General features: G+C 66.6%; 17 protein-coding genes and 1 tRNA gene. 14 read left to right on the plus strand and 4 right to left on the minus strand.

Annotation, left to right across the window (positions count from 1 at the left end; genetic code table 11):
• Positions 1-23: 23 nt before the first annotated feature.
• The 3 genes from pyk to ACIOU8_RS02455 all read left to right on the plus strand — a co-directional run bounded on the left by pyk (position 24) and on the right by ACIOU8_RS02455 (position 2939).
• Positions 24-1475 carry a pyruvate kinase gene (pyk, locus tag ACIOU8_RS02445; RefSeq protein WP_400785459.1) on the plus strand — a complete coding sequence of 484 codons (1452 nt, stop codon included), beginning with the start codon at positions 24-26 and terminating at the stop codon, positions 1473-1475.
• 49 nt (positions 1476-1524) lie between these two features.
• Positions 1525-2364 carry an esterase/lipase family protein gene (locus ACIOU8_RS02450; protein WP_400785461.1) on the plus strand — a complete coding sequence of 280 codons (840 nt, stop codon included), beginning with the start codon at positions 1525-1527 and terminating at the stop codon, positions 2362-2364.
• Between the two features lie 122 nt (positions 2365-2486).
• A complete protein-coding gene (locus tag ACIOU8_RS02455) occupies positions 2487-2939 on the plus strand; it encodes a hypothetical protein (protein ID WP_400785462.1) in 453 nt (150 codons plus the stop codon).
• 7 nt (positions 2940-2946) lie between these two features.
• Here ACIOU8_RS02455 and ACIOU8_RS02460 read toward each other — a convergent pair.
• Positions 2947-3029, minus strand: a tRNA-Leu gene (locus ACIOU8_RS02460).
• Positions 3030-3129: 100 nt separating this feature from the next.
• Between ACIOU8_RS02460 and ACIOU8_RS02465 the strand changes: the two genes are divergently transcribed.
• Positions 3130-3750, plus strand: coding sequence for an ANTAR domain-containing response regulator (locus ACIOU8_RS02465; RefSeq protein ID WP_140037099.1), 621 nt, complete (start codon positions 3130-3132; stop codon positions 3748-3750).
• A 3-nt stretch (positions 3751-3753) separates the two neighbouring features.
• Complete coding sequence (locus ACIOU8_RS02470) at positions 3754-4317, plus strand: GNAT family N-acetyltransferase (RefSeq protein ID WP_400785464.1); 564 nt, start codon at positions 3754-3756, stop codon at positions 4315-4317.
• On the opposite strand, the gene ACIOU8_RS02475 is transcribed toward ACIOU8_RS02470, so the two are convergent.
• Positions 4292-4720: a hotdog fold thioesterase gene (locus tag ACIOU8_RS02475; protein ID WP_400785466.1), complete on the minus strand. Its 429-nt coding sequence runs from the start codon at positions 4718-4720 to the stop codon at positions 4292-4294. The genes ACIOU8_RS02470 and ACIOU8_RS02475 overlap by 26 nt on opposite strands.
• Positions 4721-4792: 72 nt before the next feature.
• Here ACIOU8_RS02475 and polA point away from each other — a divergent pair, with 72 nt between their 5' ends.
• From polA to ACIOU8_RS02505, 6 genes are all read left to right on the plus strand, one after another.
• Positions 4793-7399: a DNA polymerase I gene (gene polA, locus ACIOU8_RS02480; RefSeq protein ID WP_400786854.1), complete on the plus strand. Its 2607-nt coding sequence runs from the start codon at positions 4793-4795 to the stop codon at positions 7397-7399.
• 93 nt (positions 7400-7492) lie between these two features.
• Positions 7493-9169: a DUF885 domain-containing protein gene (locus tag ACIOU8_RS02485; protein ID WP_400785468.1), complete on the plus strand. Its 1677-nt coding sequence runs from the start codon at positions 7493-7495 to the stop codon at positions 9167-9169.
• A gap of 53 nt (positions 9170-9222) precedes the next feature.
• On the plus strand, positions 9223-10257 hold the full coding sequence (locus ACIOU8_RS02490; protein ID WP_400785470.1) for an LLM class flavin-dependent oxidoreductase: 1035 nt from the start codon (positions 9223-9225) through the stop codon (positions 10255-10257).
• Positions 10258-10299: 42 nt separating this feature from the next.
• Positions 10300-11652: an MFS transporter gene (locus ACIOU8_RS02495; RefSeq protein ID WP_400785472.1), complete on the plus strand. Its 1353-nt coding sequence runs from the start codon at positions 10300-10302 to the stop codon at positions 11650-11652.
• Positions 11653-11689: 37 nt separating this feature from the next.
• Complete coding sequence (locus tag ACIOU8_RS02500; protein WP_400785474.1) at positions 11690-12448, plus strand: SGNH/GDSL hydrolase family protein; 759 nt, start codon at positions 11690-11692, stop codon at positions 12446-12448.
• Positions 12449-12459: 11 nt separating this feature from the next.
• Positions 12460-13200 carry a formylglycine-generating enzyme family protein gene (locus tag ACIOU8_RS02505; RefSeq protein ID WP_400786856.1) on the plus strand — a complete coding sequence of 247 codons (741 nt, stop codon included), beginning with the start codon at positions 12460-12462 and terminating at the stop codon, positions 13198-13200.
• Positions 13201-13257: 57 nt separating this feature from the next.
• Here ACIOU8_RS02505 and ACIOU8_RS02510 read toward each other — a convergent pair whose 3' ends face one another.
• Positions 13258-14583, minus strand: coding sequence for a nitrate/nitrite transporter (locus ACIOU8_RS02510; RefSeq protein WP_400785476.1), 1326 nt, complete (start codon positions 14581-14583; stop codon positions 13258-13260).
• Positions 14584-14677: 94 nt separating this feature from the next.
• On the opposite strand from ACIOU8_RS02510, the gene ACIOU8_RS02515 reads away from it, so the two are divergent.
• The 3 genes from ACIOU8_RS02515 (at position 14678) to ACIOU8_RS02525 (ending at position 16815) form a co-directional block, all read left to right on the plus strand.
• Positions 14678-15046: a VOC family protein gene (locus ACIOU8_RS02515; protein WP_400785477.1), complete on the plus strand. Its 369-nt coding sequence runs from the start codon at positions 14678-14680 to the stop codon at positions 15044-15046.
• A 123-nt stretch (positions 15047-15169) separates the two neighbouring features.
• Entirely contained in the window at positions 15170-15631 is a 462-nt protein-coding gene (locus ACIOU8_RS02520; RefSeq protein ID WP_400785479.1) for a GNAT family N-acetyltransferase, read from the plus strand.
• Positions 15628-16815 (plus strand): GNAT family N-acetyltransferase, encoded by a 1188-nt coding sequence (locus tag ACIOU8_RS02525; protein ID WP_400785481.1) that lies wholly within the window; start codon positions 15628-15630, stop codon positions 16813-16815. The genes ACIOU8_RS02520 and ACIOU8_RS02525 overlap by 4 nt, the downstream gene beginning before the upstream one ends.
• 225 nt (positions 16816-17040) lie before the next feature.
• Here the strand turns inward: ACIOU8_RS02525 and ACIOU8_RS02530 are convergent, their stop codons facing one another.
• A complete protein-coding gene (locus tag ACIOU8_RS02530; protein WP_400785483.1) occupies positions 17041-17454 on the minus strand; it encodes a TM2 domain-containing protein in 414 nt (137 codons plus the stop codon).
• Positions 17455-17466: the final 12 nt, after the last annotated feature.

Here is a 17466-nt window from a genome sequence, read left to right on the forward strand (position 1 = left end):
CCCCACTACCCTGGAGCAATCTGTTGAGACGCGCGAAAATCGTCGCCACCCTGGGCCCCGCCACCTCCACCTATGACACCGTGCGTGCACTGATCGACGCCGGCGTGGACGTCGCGCGCCTGAACCTCAGCCACGGCGACTACTCCGTGCACGAGAACAACTACGCCAACGTGCGCAAGGCCGCCGAGGACGCGGGCCGCGCCGTCGCCATCCTCGTCGACCTGCAGGGACCGAAGATCCGCCTCGGCAAGTTCGAGAACGGCCCCTACGAGCTCGCCGCCGGCGACATCTTCAAGATCACCACCGAAGACATCATCGGCAACAAGGAGATCTCGGGCACGACGTTCAAGGGCCTGCCCAACGACGTCAAGCCGGGAGACTTCCTGCTCATCGACGACGGCAAGGTCCGCGTCGAGGTCGTCGAGACAGACGGCGTCACCGTCACGACCCGCGTGATCGTCGCGGGTGCCGTGTCGAACAACAAGGGCATCAACCTGCCCGGCGTCGCGGTCAACGTCCCCGCTCTGAGCGAGAAGGATGAAGACGACCTCCGCTGGGGCCTTCGCATCGGCGCCGACCTCATCGCCCTGTCGTTCGTCCGCAACGCGGAGGACATCAGCCGCGTCCACGAGATCATGGCCGAAGAGGGCGTCAAGGTCCCCGTCATCGCGAAGGTCGAGAAGCCGCAGGCCGTCGATGCACTCGAAGAGATCGTCGACGCTTTCGACGCGATCATGGTCGCCCGTGGTGACCTCGGTGTCGAGCTTCCTCTCGAGGCCGTGCCGATCGTGCAGAAGCGCGCGGTCGAGCTGGCGCGTCGCATGGCCAAGCCGGTCATCGTCGCGACGCAGATGCTCGAGTCGATGATCAACAGCCCTGTGCCGACCCGCGCAGAGACGTCTGACGTCGCGAACGCGGTGCTCGACGGAGCCGATGCCGTGATGCTCTCGGGCGAGACCAGCGTGGGCGATTACCCGGTAGGCGTCGTCGAGACGATGGCTCGTATCATCGAGTCCACCGAGGAGCATGGCCTGGAGCGCATCGCGCCGCTCACGACCAAGCCGCGCACTCAGGGTGGCGCGATCACGCTCGCCGCCCTCGAAGTCGCCGAATTCGTCGAGGCGAAGTACCTCTGCGTCTTCACCCAGTCGGGCGACTCGGCACGCCGTCTGTCGCGACTGCGCTCGCGCATCCCGATGATCGCCTTCACCCCCGAGCCCGGGATCCGCCGTCGTATGGCGCTGACCTGGGGCATCCAGTCGAAGCTCGTCGACATGGTGCAGCACACCGACCTGATGTACCTGCAGGTCGACGACTATCTGCTCAGCAGCGGTCTCGCCGTCGAGGGCGACAAGGTCGTCGTGATCTCCGGTTCCCCTCCTGGAATCGTGGGGTCGACCAACGACATCCGCGTCCATAAGGTCGGCGACGCCGTCAACGGCGCAGCTCCGATCTACAAGGAAGCCACGATCTGATCCAGGTCGCACGACGAAGGGGCGGAACGAATGTTCCGCCCCTTTCGTCGTGCAACGGCTCCGCCCCACGGGGCATGTCAAGCGGCTGGTGCACGAGCGCGAATCCCACGTACGCTCATCCGATGACCTTTCTTCCTCGGCGCATCATCGTGGCGCGCCGCGCCTTCGGTCATCTCGCGGCTCCACGGTCAGTCTCGGAAGCGATCCGGAGGCCGACGCCATCCGCGCACTGAGACGAGCCGGCTGGTGGATCGCCGATTACGCCTACGCCGTGTATTGGCAGCTGCGCGCTGCCGTCGATCGTCGCGACGCCGGGTCCTTCACGACCGGCTCCGAGGTTCCGATCGTGATCCTTCCCGGGGTCTACGAGACATGGCGGTTCATGCAACCCCTCATCACGGCGCTGCACGCCCGGGGCCACCCCGTTCACGTCCTCGATTCGCTCAGGCACAATCGCCGGCCCATCGTCGAATCGGCTCAACTCATGACCGACTTCCTCGAGACGGCCCAACTGACCGATGCACTCATCGTCGCGCACAGCAAGGGCGGCCTCGCGGGCAAGATGGCGATGGCGGGCTCCGCGGGCTTCCGCGTGCGGGCCATGGTGGCGGTGGCCACGCCCTTCGGCGGTTCCCGCTATGCGCGGATGCTCCCGGTCAGGTCTCTCCGAGCGTTCTCGCCTACGGACCCTTCGATCATGCAGCTCGCGCACCACCGGGATGTCAACGAGCGGATCGTGTCGATCTACGGCGAGTTCGACCCGCATATCCCCGAGGGCAGTGAGCTCAGCGGTGCGATGAAGAACGTGCGTCTCGACACCGGCGGGCACTTCCGGGTTCTCGCGAACCCCCGGGTGCTCGCAGAGGTCGCCGCGCTGTCCGAGCGGTGAACGACGAGGCGAGGCTCAGGCCTCACGACCCCGTGCTGTGGCGGCGCAGCTTCTCAGGCACAGCCCTGTACTCTGGTCGAGGCGCTGGCCGGCCGCACAGCGGCAGGTCTGCACCCAGCCCCATGGATGACCTCACCATCGACCCCGCCGTGGCCGAGCGGCCCGAACGCTCCCGCCCGCTGGTCGGCGCGCCACCGGAGCCCGGCGACGCGCCTCGGCTGACCAGGAAGCCGGGGAGCATCGGCGTCCGGTACCGCCTCAAGCGTCGCTTCCGGACCTACGACGCGATAGCCTGCGTTCCCACCTATTTGGCGCAGACGAGCATGCGCGACACGATCCCGGGTCCCGACGGCGAGCGGACGCACGACGGGCAGGTGTACGGACCGATGCTGGTCGGCGGAACATGCGTCGAGGCGACCGATGAGAACCTCGACGCGATCATCCGAGCCGCGCTTCCGCGAGATGTCGTCACGGCCGATCATCCTGCAGTCGCCGAGCGAATGATCCTCGAATCGATGCGCCCGGCCCTCAATCGGTATCTGCTGATCGACGATCGCGTATGGGTCAGCATCTGAACTGATGTGCCGGCGGTGGGACTCGAACCCACACGCCCTTTCGGACAAAGCATTTTGAGTGCTCCGCGTCTGCCATTCCGCCACGCCGGCTCGTGTGTCGCGTCTACGACTTTAGCGCAGAGGCTCCGCGATCTCGGTCACCCGTCGCACCCGAGGGGACCTCATAGGCGGTCTCCACTAGGATGGATCTGTGACCGAGCAAGAACAGGCAGCAGAAGAGCCCACGTCATCCGCACCCCGACGCGTCGTCGTCGCCGAGGACGAGTCGCTGATCCGTCTCGACATCGTCGAGATCCTCCGCGACAACGGCTTCGATGTCGTCGGAGAGGCCGGTGACGGTGAGACCGCTGTGGCGCTCGCGACCGAATTGCGCCCCGACCTCGTCATCATGGACGTCAAGATGCCGCAGCTGGATGGCATCAGCGCAGCCGAGAAGCTGCACAAGGGGAACATCGCGCCCGTCGTGCTTCTCACGGCGTTCAGCCAGAAGGAACTCGTCGAGCGCGCGAGCGAGGCCGGAGCCCTGGCCTACGTCGTCAAGCCCTTCACCCCGAACGATCTGCTGCCCGCGATCGAGATCGCCCTCGCCCGCCACGAGCAGATCATCACTCTCGAGGCCGAGGTCGCCGACATGGTCGAGCGCTTCGAGACCCGCAAGCTCGTCGACCGGGCCAAGGGCCTGCTGAACGAGAAGATGGGCCTCTCCGAGCCCGAGGCTTTCCGCTGGATCCAGAAGGCGTCGATGGATCGCCGCCTCACGATGCAGGATGTCGCCAAGGCGATCATCGAGCAGCTCGCTCCGAAGAAGTAGTCTTTGCTGCAGCTCGACGCCGAGCATCTTCTCCGTCCGGTGCAGATCGGTGACGGTCCTGCACTGGCGAGAGCGTATTCGGCGAACCGAGAGCATCTCGCACCGTGGGAGCCGCTCAGAGCGCCGGAGTTCTTCACGCCCGAGTGGCAGGAGTTCCACGCCGAGCAGTGCGTGATCGAAGCATCCGCCGGTCGGAACATCCGCTTCGTGATCGAGTCGTCCGACGGCGAGATCCGCGGACGGATCAACCTCAACAACATCGTCCGCGGTGCGTTCTGGAACGCCGATCTGGGCTACTGGGTCGATAAGACGCGCCTCCGTCGCGGCCTCGCATCCCGCGGGGTGCATCATGTCGCCGCCTACGCGCGGGACGAGGTGCGATTGCACCGCCTGCAGGCAGCCACGCTGCTGCACAACTTCGGTTCACAGCGCGTTCTCGCTGACAACGGCTTCGCGCGCATCGGCATCGCGACGCACTATCTGCGGATCGCGGGGGAATGGCAGGATCACCTGCTGTTCCAACTGTTGCTGGATGAGCCGCTCAGCGAGCCTCGGGAGCATCCTTGATCATGTTCGTGATCCGGATCGTCGAGCACCGGCGCCCCTGATCGTCGGAGACGACGATCTCGTGCACCGTGATACTCCGCCCGAGGTGGACCGGCGTGCACACGCCCGTCACCACGCCGGACGTCGCCGATCGCGTGTGCGTCGCGTTGATGTCGACCCCGACGGCCAGTCGTCCGGGGCCCGCATGCAGGTTGGCTGCCATCGACCCCAGCGACTCGCCGAGAACCACATAGGCACCGCCGTGCATGAGACCGACGGGCTGCGTGTTGCCCTCCACCGGAAGAGTGGCGACGCAGCGCTCGGTGGTGAACTCGAGGAACTCCATGCCCATCTTCTCAGCGAGCGCACCCATTCCGCGGGCCGTCGCCCAGTCGAGTCCTGCACTGGTCGCGGTGTCGCTCATGGTTCCTCCTCAGCGGGTGTCTGTCGTCCTCGTTAGGCTGACAGGGTGACGGACTCCGCAAAGCCTACCCTCATGGTCGTCGACGGCCATTCGCTCGCCTATCGTGCCTTCTTCGCCCTCCCGGTCGAGAACTTCACGACCAAAGACAATCAGCACACGAACGCCATCTACGGCTTCCTGTCCATGCTGGTGAACCTCATCAAGGCCGAGCAGCCGACGCACATGGCGATCGCTTTCGACACCTCGCGCCATTCGTTCCGCACGGATGTCTACCCCGAGTACAAAGCGACGCGCTCCGAGTCGCCGCAGGAGTTCCGCGGGCAGATCCCGTTGCTGCAGGACTGCCTGGCAGCGATGTCGATCCCGGTGCTCACGAAAGAGGGCGTCGAGGCCGATGACATCCTCGCGACCCTCGCGGCGCAGGGCGCCGAGCAGGGGTACGACGTCCTCGTGGTCTCCGGCGACCGCGACACCATCCAGTTGGTCACCGACGAGGTCACACTGCTGTACCCGTCTGTGCAGGGCGTCTCGCAGCTCAAGCGGTACGACCCGGTGACGGTTCAGGAGCGCTACGGAGTCCGGCCCGAGCAGTACCCCGACATCGCGGCTCTCGTCGGAGAGACGAGCGACAACCTTCCGGGTGTGCCCAAGGTGGGCGAGAAGACGGCCGTGAAGTGGTTGACCCAGTTCGGCTCGCTCGACGATCTGCTCGAGCGCTCAGGCGAGATCAAGGGCGTCGTGGGCGGCAATCTGCGCGACCACATCGAAGACGTGCGCCGCAACCGGCAGCTCAACCGGCTGCTGCGTGACGTCGAACTTCCCGTCGCGCCCGACGACCTCGCCGTCGCACCGATCGACGCCCAGGCCGTGCGCGACATCTTCGCCCGTCTCGAGTTCCGCACGCTGCTGCCTCGCGTGTTCGAGGCCGTCGGCGCGGGCGAGGTGGCCGACGACACGACGACCGCAGTGGTGCTGCCCGAGCCGACCCAGGTCACCGCGGCGGAGTTCGTCGGCTGGGCAGAGGCGCAGACAGACGACATCGCTCTGCGGATCGTCGTTCAGGGCGGGGCTCCGACGAGGCTCGGTGCCGCGTCCGGCGGCGAACTCCGTGAACTCGATTGGAGCGACGACGTCGTCGATGTCCTGCGTCCGTGGCTCGAGTCCACGAGTCCGAAGGTGCTCCATGACGCGAAACCGCAGGTGAAGGCCCTGCTCCGACTGGGGGTGCGATTCAGCGGCCTGGCGTACGACACGAGTCTGGCGGGCTGGCTGCTGCGTCCGAGCTTCCCCGACAAGACGCTCGGCGACCTCGTCGAGCGCTATCTCGGTGAGAAACTGCCTGAGGCAGACCCGACGCAGCTCGTTCCTGAGACCGAAGGCGCCACCCCCGCCCAGGAGGCATGGTTCGCGCTCCGCGTCGCCACCGCGCTGCGTGAGGACATCCCCGAGTCCGTCGCCGGCGTGCTCACCGACATCGAGCTTCCGACGCTCCTGACGCTGGCCGACATGGAAGTGGCCGGGGTCGCGGTGTCGCACGACGTACTCTCGACATTCTCCGGTGAGCTGGCGACACGCGCCGAGGGCCTCGCTCAGGAGGCGTTCGGCATCGTCGGTCGCGAGTTCAATCTCGGGTCCCCGAAGCAGCTGCAGGAGGTGCTGTTCGACGACCTGCAGCTTCCGAAGACCCGCAAGACGAAGACCGGGTACTCCACGGATGCCGCGGTGCTCGCCGATCTGCAGGAGTCTCACCCGCATCCGTTCCTCGGGCTGCTGCTGCAGCACCGTGAGGCGACCAAGCTCCGTCAGATCATCGAGTCGCTCGACACCGCCATCCAGGCCGATCACCGCGTGCACACGACGTACGTGCAGACCGGCAGCCAGACCGGACGTCTGTCGAGCACCGATCCGAACCTCCAGAACATCCCGGTTCGCACCGAGGAGTCCCGTCGCATCCGCAGTGCCTTCCAGGTGGGAGAGGGCTACGAATCGCTGCTCACCGCCGACTACTCCCAGATCGAGATGCGGATCATGGCACATCTTTCCGGCGATGAAGGTCTCATCGAGGCGTTCAACAGCGGTGAAGACCTGCATCGCTTCGTCGGTGCACGGGTGTTCGGTGTCGAACCCAGTGACGTGACGCCCGCGATGCGCACGAAGGTCAAGGCGATGTCGTACGGCCTCGTCTACGGCCTCTCGGCCTTCGGCCTGTCGAAGCAGCTCCGCATCGAGCAGTCCGAGGCGAAGCAGCTGATGGTCGAGTACTTCGCACGGTTCGGAGCGGTGCGCGATTACCTTCGGGCATCGGTCATGAAGGCCAAGGAGGTCGGCTACACCGAGACCATCTTCGGCCGCCGCCGCCCGTTCCCCGACCTCGCGAGCCCGAACCGCGTTCTTCGCGAGAACGCCGAGCGCGCAGCACTCAATGCACCGATTCAGGGAAGCGCAGCCGACATCATGAAGATCGCGCTCCTGCACATCCACGAGGACCTCCGCACCGAGGGGCTCGCGTCGCGTGCCCTCCTGCAGATCCATGACGAACTCGTCGTCGAAGTGGCACCGGGGGAGTGGGAGGCGACAGAGCGGATCGTGCGGAGCCGTATGGGCGACGCCGCGACTCTCACCGTACCCCTCGACGTGCAGGTCGGGCGGGGACGCGACTGGAACGAGGCCGCGCACTGAGCGCCAGAGTCGAGTGGTGACGGCGGCGAGGCAGAGTCCGACCGCGCGCCACACCGATATCCTGCGCCGGGGGTGCGGGGCTACGCTGGAGGGATGACTTCAGCTCCCCGCATCCCGTCAGCCATCGACAGAGTCGCCGATGAGTGGGTCGACACCATCGCGGTGCTCACCCCGACGCTCGGCACCTACATCGGTCGCGACGAGGTCAACGACCGGTTCGGCGATCTGAGTCCTGAGGGCCACGAGCAGATCGCCTCTGCAACGCGATCGACGCTCGCGCAGCTTCAGGCACTCGACCCGGTCGACGCGATCGACGAGGTCACCAAGACCGACCTCTCGGCGGAGCTCAGCCTGGATCTCGAGCTGCACGACGCCCAGTGGCACCTGCGCGACCTCAACGTGATCGCCTCAGCCGCTCAGGACGTGCGGTCGGCCTTCGACCTGATGCCGACGGCCACAGCGGACGACTGGAGCGTCATCGCGACGCGTCTCGCCGCCGTTCCCGAGGCCCTCCGCGGATATACCGAGACACTCCGTGCAGGCATCGCCGCCGGAGTCACCCCCGCTCGGCGTCAGGTGGTCGAGGTCGCGACGCAGATCGATCGGTACACCGCTGACGACGGATTCTTCGCCGCGTTCGTGGCCGAAGCGACTCCCCAGGAGGGCAACCTCCCCGCATCTCTCGCGCGCACTCTGGCCGACAATTCCGCTGCGGCGCGAGTGGCGTACGACGAACTGCGGAGCTTCCTCGCGGAGGAGCTCGCTCCCGTCGCGACGGAGGTCGACGCCGTCGGCCGCGAGCTGTATGCGCTGAACTCCCGCCGGTTCCTCGGAGCGACCATCGATCTCGATGAGACCTATGAATGGGGCCGTGAAGAACTCGCGCGCATGGTCGCCGAGCAGACGGCGATCGCGAACGAGATCCTCCCCGGGGCCTCGGTCGAAAAGGCCGTCGCGCACCTCGAGGCCGACCCCGCCCGCAAGCTCGTCGGAACAGACGCTCTCCAGAAGTGGATGCAGGAGACGAGCGACCGCGCCGTCGCAGAGCTGGGCGCAACGCACTTCGACATCCCTGAGGCGATTCGCACTCTCGAATGCATGATCGCGCCGACGCAAGAGGGCGGCATCTATTACACCGGTCCGACCGATGACTTCTCGCGTCCTGGACGCATGTGGTGGTCGGTTCCCGAGGGCGTCACCGAGTTCGACACGTGGCGTGAGCTGACGACGGTCTATCACGAGGGCGTCCCGGGGCATCACCTGCAGATCGCGCAGGCGGTCTACAACCGCACCGAGCTCAACTCCTGGCGGCGACTGCTCGCCGGCACCTCCGGCCATGCGGAGGGCTGGGCGCTGTACGCCGAGCGCCTGATGCAGCAGCTGGGCTACCTCGATGACCCGGCCGACCGACTGGGCATGCTCGACGGACAGCGGATGCGTGCTGCACGTGTCGTGCTCGACATCGGTGTGCACCTCGGCAAGCCGCGTCTCGATGGCGAGGGCATCTGGGACGCCGACTACGCGCTCGACTTCATGCGTAAGAACGTGAACATGCCTGACCAGTTCGTGCAGTTCGAGGTGAACCGCTACCTCGGCTGGCCGGGACAGGCCCCGTCCTACAAGGTCGGGCAGCGCATCTGGGAACAGGTCCGCGAGGCGTACCAGGCCGAACGGGGCGCGGACTTCGACGTGAAAGAGTTCCACAAGAGGGCACTCGACATGGGCGGCGTCGGCCTCGACACGCTCCGAACGGCACTTCTGACGCGCTGAGGGAATGCTCAGAGCGCGACCGCTGTTCATTCAGCTGAATAGAAAGGGCTGACATGAGCATCGAGTTCGGGCTGGACACCTTCGGCGACATCACGAGAGGCGCGGACGGTGAGCTTCTCACCGGCGCGCAGACGATCCGCAACATCGTCGAGCAGGCAGAGCGCGCCGACAGCGTCGGAGTCGACTTCTTCGGCGTGGGGGAGCACCACCGCACGGAGTTCGCCGTGTCGGCGCCAGAGATGGTGCTCGCCACCATCGCGGGTCGCACGAAGAACATCCGCCTCGGCACCGCCGTCACCGTGTTGTCCTCGGACGACCCGGTGCGCGTGTTCGAGCGCTTCGCCACCCTCGACGCCCTCTCGAACGGACGAGCTGAGGTCGTGCTCGGCCGGGGATCGTTCATCGAGTCCTTCCCGCTCTTCGGCTACGACCTGCGCGACTACGACGCTCTCTTCGAACAGAAGCTCGAGCTTTTCGTCGAGCTGCTCAAGGAGCAGCCGGTGACGTGGTCGGGATCGATGCGCGCGTCGCTGGAGGACGCGAACGTCTTCCCGAAGACGGAGAACGGTCTGCGCACCTGGGTCGGGGTGGGCGGCAGCCCCGAGTCCGTCGTGCGGGTAGCTCGCCACGGGCTCGGCCTCATGCTCGCGATCATCGGGGGCCCCGCGGGTCGCTTCCGTCAGTTCGTCGACCTGTACCACCGCTCGGTGGCGTCCTTCGGCACGACGTCGCACCCGATCGCCGTGCATTCACCGGGCCACATCGCTGCCAGTGATGAGGAAGCGTGGGAGGCCGCGTACTCCGGGTTCGAGGCGATGAACAACACCATCGGTCGCGAGCGCGGATGGCCTCCGTACAGCCGCGCTCGGTTCCAGAACGACGTGGGGCCGGCGGGAGCGTTGTACGTCGGCTCGCCCGACCGGGTCGCGGCCAAGATCGCCGACACCGTCACGACGCTCGGGCTCGGCCGCTTCGACATGAAGTACGCCACCGGCACGCTGTCACACGATGCGATGATGCGCAGCATCGAACTCTATGGCTCCGAGGTCATCCCTCGAGTGCGGCGGCTGCTCGCAGACCGCGACTGACGCACAGCTCGGCACCGCGGCGCGCCCCTCTACGATGAAGGAATGGCCAACACCGCGCTGCCGAGCCGGGCGTCGATCGCCGGGCGTCTCGACGAGCTCCCGTTCACGCGCCGACACCTGCGTCTGCTCACCGGCTCGGGGGTCGGCTGGGCCCTCGACGCGATGGACGTCGGGCTCATCTCGTTCATCCTCGCAGCGCTCACCCAGCAGTGGGGCCTGACGAAGACGGATGCCGGGTGGATCGCATCCGTCGGCTTCATCGGCATGGCGATCGGCGCCACCCTCGGCGGCCTGCTCGCCGACAGACTCGGTCGTCGTCAGGTCTTCGCACTGACGCTGCTGATCTACGGCATCGCCACGGGAGCAAGCGCGCTCGTGAGCGGTCTCGCCGCCCTCCTCGTGCTGCGGTTCCTGGTCGGGTTGGGCCTCGGCGCCGAGCTGCCCGTGGCCTCGACCTACGTCAGCGAGTTCGCACCCGCTCGTATCCGAGGCCGACTGATCGTCATTCTCGAAGCATTCTGGGCGCTGGGGTGGACGGCGGCCGCGCTCATCGGGTTCTTCGTGATCCCCGCATCCGACGACGGCTGGCGCTGGGCGTTCGCGCTCGGCGCGATCCCGGCGATCTATGCACTGGTCGTCCGGTGGGGGCTTCCAGAGTCGCCGCGGTGGCTTGCCTCGCGCGGGCGCATCGCCGAGGCCGACCGCATCGTCGCGACATTCGAGGCGGACGCGGGCATGGAGCCGGCGCCGGCGATCAAGAGGGAGCCGGCGTCCCGCGCGATCGCCATCACCACACGCGCACGATTGACCACGCTGTGGAACGCGGAGTTCCGCGTGCGCACCGTCTGCCTCTGGATCGTCTGGCTCTGCGTGAACTTCGCGTACTACGGCGCATTCATCTGGATCCCCAGCATCCTCGTCGATGCAGGGTTCGATCTCGTGCGGTCCTTCGGGTTCACGCTCATCATCACCCTCGCTCAGCTCCCGGGCTATGCGGTCGCCGCGTGGCTGATCGAGGTGTGGGGCAGGCGCACGACGCTCTCGGTCTTCCTCGTCGGTTCGGCCGTATCGGCTGCCTTCTTCGGAACGTCGACGACCGAGGCCGCCATCATCGCCTCGGGCATGGCCCTCTCCTTCTTCAATCTCGGGGCCTGGGGTGCGCTGTACGCCGTCACTCCGGAGATCTACCCGACATCATTGCGGGGGACAGGAGCGGGCTGGGCTGCGGGAGTCGGACGCATCGCGTCGATCATCGCTCCGCTGGCCGTGCCGATCCTGCTCGTCGCCGGGGGCGCGCCGATGCTGTTCGCTGTGTTCGGCGCGTGCTTCCTCGTCGCGGCGGCTGCTGCATGGGGCCTGGTGGATCGCCGTGGAATGGCCCTCGACGACCGTTGAACGCCTCGGTGTCCGCGCGCGGGAATAGGCTGTCGAGGTGACCGAAGTACGCTATGTGGCCATCGGAGACTCCTTCACCGAGGGAGTGGGTGATCTTCTGCCCGACGGCCGTGAACGAGGGTGGGCGGACCTCGTGGCTCAGGGCTGGGCCGATGCCGTCGGTCACCCGATCAGCTACGCGAACCTCGCGATCCGCGGCAAGCTGGCCTGGCCGATCGTCGAGCAGCAGCTCGAACCCGCGCTCGCGCTGCGTCCGACGCATCTGTCGTTCAACGGCGGCGGCAACGACATGCTCCGACCGAGGACCGACCTCGAGCACATCGCTGATGCGTTCAGTCGGGTCCTGCGTCGGTGCGATGAAGAGGGCGTCACCCTCATCCTTCTCTCCGGGGCGAATCCGAGCGGCCAGCTTCCGATGGGGTCGCTCGTGCAACGCCGCGGCGATCTGCTCTCCGACGCGGTGCTGCGCAGAGTCGAGGGCCGCGACGACGTCGTGCGGGCACTGAACTGGCCGGATCGAGAGCTCGCCGACGCGAAGTACTGGTCGGACGACCGACTCCACATGAACGCCGCCGGTCACCATCGTGTCGCCGCACGGGTTCTGCACGGTCTGGGGTTCGAGCCGCCGTCGACGTGGTGGTCTCCGACCGCTCTCACCGCCGGCGGGCCCGCCGGTCTCGCCTACTACCGTGAATTCGTGGGTCCTTGGGTCAGACGGCGCGTCACGCGCACCTCTTCCGGTGACGGACGCGCGGCGAAGTACCCCGACTGGGTCGAGAGAGTCCCGAACGCGTGACCGACATCGAGATGCGCCGCATCACAGGCGGCTCGGTCACGCTGCATGACGCGCGCCGCAAGGTCGAGCGCACCGTCGAGGTCGAGGACTTCGAGATCGGTGTGTTCCCGATCACCGAAGAACAGCTCGCTGAGATCCTTCCCATCGCGTCACGGCATCCGCGGCGGCCCGCCGTCGATGTGAGCTGGTTGCGCGCGATCCATTTCTGCAATGCGGCCTCCGAATGGGAGGGCCTCGACCCGGTCTATCGGTTCGACGGTGAAGACGTCAGCTGGGACGCGACGGGCGACGGGTATCGGCTGCCCACCGAGGCTGAGTGGGAGTACGCCTGCCGGGCGGGTTCGGTCGGTCCTCATTACGCGCCTCTCGCCGATGCGGCGTGGACGAGCGCCGATGCGGTCTCCGTCCCGCAGGATGCCGGTGGCAAGCTGCCCAACCTGCACGGCCTCTTCGACACTCTCGGCAACGTCTGGGAATGGTGCTGGGATCTCCTGGATCCGGCCCGCTACGGCGACTACCGGGTGTTCCGCGGTGGCGGATTCGCCGACGACTCCTGGAGCGTCCGGGCATCGGTACGCCGAGGGGGAGGACCACGGATGCAGCACGAGGACGTCGGCCTCCGTGTCGCCCGAGGTGCCTTCGACACACCTGATGAGGCGCAGGGCTGGTCAGCGCGAGCAGATCGTGAGCGGGCGGTGGTCGACGGACCAGTGCCCTTCGGATGGACGCCGTTGAGGGGACCCGGGCGGTGACATCACCCTCGGTCGATCAGCTTCACCATGTAGTGGTTCGGATCATGCCCGACGCAGTCAGCGTCGCCTCTCGGGATCCAAGCCCATCCTGATGCGGGTCCGCTTGCGCTCGATCAGGATGAAGGTGACGCCGAGGATCCAGAGCGGGATGGGCATGAGGAATGCGATCCGGAAGGCATCGAGCGAGTAGGTCTCCGGCGTCCCCGCGCCCTGCAGGTCGAGCGCGAGACCGATGAGGAAGATCGCGATCAGAGCCGCGATGAACCCGCCCGCGTTGGTCACGCCGGTCGCGGTGCTCAGGCGGTGCGACGGATTGTGCGTGCGGGCGTGGTCGAAGGCGATCATGCTCGCGGGACCTCCGGTCGCGAGAGCCACAGCGAGCAGATAGAGCAGCCAGAGGGGAGCGGGCTCTGGCATCGCCAGCACAGCCACCCAGGCGATGAACTGCACCCCGACAGCGGGCAGCACGAGTGCGAGAGAGCGCTGATTGGGCAGACGACGCGAGAGGTCGCCGATGATGGGACCGAGCGCCATTCCGGCGACCACGTACACAGAGATGATCCCCGCCGCGTGCGCGGTGTCGAGGCCCTGAGCGGCGGTGAGGAACGGCATTCCCCAGAGCAGGATGAAGGCGGTGCCGGCGAACGGCGTGGTGAAATGCGACCAGAAGGCGAGCCGAGTGCCGGGGTGCGCCCACGCGGCTCGGATGCCGACCCCCGTATCGATCGCCGAGGTGACCACACGGATCACGCCCGTGTCGGTGTTGACGGTCACATCGGCACCACGCTCAGCAGGGTGGTTGCGGATGACGAGCACGACGAGGATCGTGAACAGGACGCCGAGTCCTGCGATGCTGCCGAAGGTGATCGTCCACGTGGTCGCGTGCAGAAGAGCGGCGAGCGGAACGAGCGCGATCAGCTGGCCCGCCTGACCGATGATGCCGGTGAACTGCACCATGATCGGTCCGCGCTGCGCGGGGAACCAGGTCGCCACCAGGCGGAGCACTGCCGGGAAGATCGCCGCGTCACCTGCACCGAGCAGGATGCGGGCGAAGATCGCGATCCCGATGCCGGGGGAGAGGGCCATCGTGAGCTGGCCTGCTGCCATCAGCAGCATGCCGATCGTCATGATGGGGCGCGAGCCGAAGCGGTCGAGCAGGATGCCGATGGGAATCTGCATGCCACCGTAGACGGCGAGCTGCACCACGGCGAAGAGCGCGAGAGTCGACGCATCGGCCTGGAATCGATCGGCGGCCTCTACTCCGACGGCGCCGAGCGAGGTGCGGTTGGTGATGGCGAGAACGTAGGCCGCGACGCCCACGCCCCAGATGAGCCAGGCTCTCCATCCCGGGGTGGTCACGGGGGAGCGGGGAACCTGTTGCACTCCTCCCACGGTACTCCTGGTCGAAGAGTCTCCCGACGCTCGGACTGATCGATCAGGGGTGCCGGATGTCCGATGCTCTCGCTACCGTGGCCGCATGACACCTGAACCCGTGCACCACTCCCTCAACTACGTCGAGCTCGTCGTCAATGATCTCGAGACAGCGAAGAGTTTCTACCGAGATGCATTCGGCTGGGTCTTCGTGGACTACGGTCCCGCGTACGCGGGTATCGCGTCGCTGACCGGAGACGGATCGGAGGTGGGCGGTCTGCTGCTCTCTGACCAGGGGCGTCCGCCCGGCGGGCCGCTCGTACTGCTCTACTCCGACGATCTCGACGCCACGCAGCGGGCGATCACCGAGGCCGGCGGCGCCGTCACCCAGGGTCCCTACGAGTTCCCCGGTGGTCGACGACTGCACTTCCTCGACCCGAGCGGCAACGAACTCGGAGTCTGGGCCGCGCAGTGACGACAGAATGGGTGTGTGACTTCGCAGCCTGATCATCCTTCGCGCGAGGATTCCGCCCCGTCCGCACCCGTGGTTCGGGGATCGTCCCTCGAAAACGACGACGCGCGGGTCGTCTCTGACCTCGTGAGCGCGTATCTGATGCAGACCGAACGAGAGAAGCTCGAGCATGGTGGCGGCGAATCGTCGTCGCCGGCTGACGTTCTTCCATCGCAGTACGAGCGGGAGGTGAGGGACCCCCGTGGGGCCTACGCGGACTGCACGGTGCTGATCGCGGAGGTCGAGCAGCGTCCTGTCGGCGTGGTGGTTGTGAGAACCGCGGCGGGCGAGGCGGAGATCAAACGTCTGTGGGCGGACCCCGGCGTTCGCGGGCGGGGAGTGGGGTCGGCCCTCCTCGACGCCGCATTGGCGCTGGCACCGGTGCCGATCCGTCTCTCGGTGTGGGAGTGGCGCTCTGCAGCTCTGAGACTCTACGAGTCACGGGGGTTCGCTCGCGTGGCATCCTGGGACGTCCGCGAGGGACTCGTATGCATGGTCCGGCGGGGGCGCGACGAGAACAGCGCCACGCGCCACGGCGAGACCCGGTGAACCGCAGCGACCCCGACATCGGGCTGGAGCCGACGCCGCAGTTGACGATCCGCGCAGCACGAGGAGCATTGGGAGAGGCCACTCTGCGCACGGATCGCCTGACGTTGCGACCTCAGGAGGTCGGGGACGCAGAGGTGTTCCATCGTTTGTGGGGCGAACGGGATGAAAGGGTGCCCGCACACCGCAAGCTCGATGCCGACGGTCGTCCGACCGTCTCAGACATCGCCACGCATATTGCGGGAGCGAAGAGCGCCCGCTCGGATCTCCTGACTGTGGCCGATCGTTCCACTGGTGATATCTGCGGGCACTGCGGCCTCATCTTCGAAGGCAACGGCTCAGTCGAGGAGCCGGAGATCGCCTTCGAGCTCTTGCGCGACGTACACGGTCGCGGATATGCGACGGAGGCGGGCCGTGCCGTGCTCGCCTGGGCAGTGTCCGCCGGGTTCGCACGAATCTGGGCGAGCGTCTGGGAGTGGAACATCGCGTCACGACGGGTCCTGGAGAAGCTCGGCTTTGTCGATTCAGGCCGCGAAATGACGCCGGGCGAGCATGGTCGCAACATCCTGACCGTTGCGATCCATCAAGAGACGCCCGCGACCGGCCGCGGGGCGGGAATCCTGATGCCGGGCGAGCAACTCATCGTCATCGAGCATGGCGACCTGTCGGAGTCGCACGTGGCTGCGCTGAGCACTCTGTTCGACATCGAATACTCCTCGGAGCACGGACCATGGGATCCTGACTGCCCGTACGGATATTCGCCGGCGGACGTGCACACGATCATGTTTCGGGGCTCGGCAGCCGTGGCGCACGTAGGATTCCAACGGCGACGGATACATGTCGGCACGCGGGAGATCGCGGTCGCGGGCACAGGGGGAGTCCTCGTGCACCCGGCGCATCGCTCCGGCGGAGTCGGGCGGCGAGTGATGTCCCACGCCCAGAGCGCGATGCGCGACGATGACCACGTCGAGTTCGGCTACCTCGGATGCAGAGAAGAAGTCGTTCCGTTCTACGAGCGGACGGGTTGGTCACGAGTTCACGCAGTCGAGCGGCACGTGTCCCTGAGCGACCCGCACGCGACCGTGACGTCTGCCGCAGGACCCATCCTCGTGTTCGCCGCAGCCACGGAACCTCAGAACCGCCCATGGCCTCATGGCGACATCGATCTCAGAGGGACGCCGTGGTGAAAGCGGCCTGGGTGAGCAGGCGGGGAGCGGTGTTATCGCGTTACTGGTTACCCGGCGTATTCGTGACCAGCGTATTCGCTCCGTCAGACGGATTCGCTGCGCTCCATGCGACACAGCGCGGCCAGCCGACGGTCTCACTCTCGTGCTCACGGACGATCTCGTGTGCGTCGGCCGCAGCGCGACAATACGGGGCGTGGAGTCGCGTGCACCCGCCACGCTGAACGTTCAGGGGGCGTACCACCACGGCATCATCGGCCAGAACTGGTCCGGCATCCGCTCGAAGATGCCGGAGATCGCCGCCACGACAAGCCAGAGGCCGAACCCTGCGGCAGTGATGATCCAGGCGATCATCTTGTGCTCAGCGAAGTCCGGAAGCAAGCGTCCTGCCTTATCGCGTTGCACCCCAGCAAGTGTCAGGATCAGATCGATGAGCCACCAGATGCCGAAGCCGCCGGCGGTCAAGAGTTTGAGAATTCCTGTGCCCGTCTTGCCGAGGTAGAACCTGTCGACTCCGAGGAAGCCTAGAAGCCAGGCGAACATCCACGTGGCGATGAAGGAACGATCGGACGCTTCGACTGATACCGGTTGCGCGTCGGAGTCGGCGTCGTGCGCCTCGACTCGAGGGAGGTTCGTGGACATGATCGCTCCTAT

Source organism: Microbacterium sp. NPDC087589, assembly GCF_044743635.1.
GTDB lineage: Bacteria > Actinomycetota > Actinomycetes > Actinomycetales > Microbacteriaceae > Microbacterium.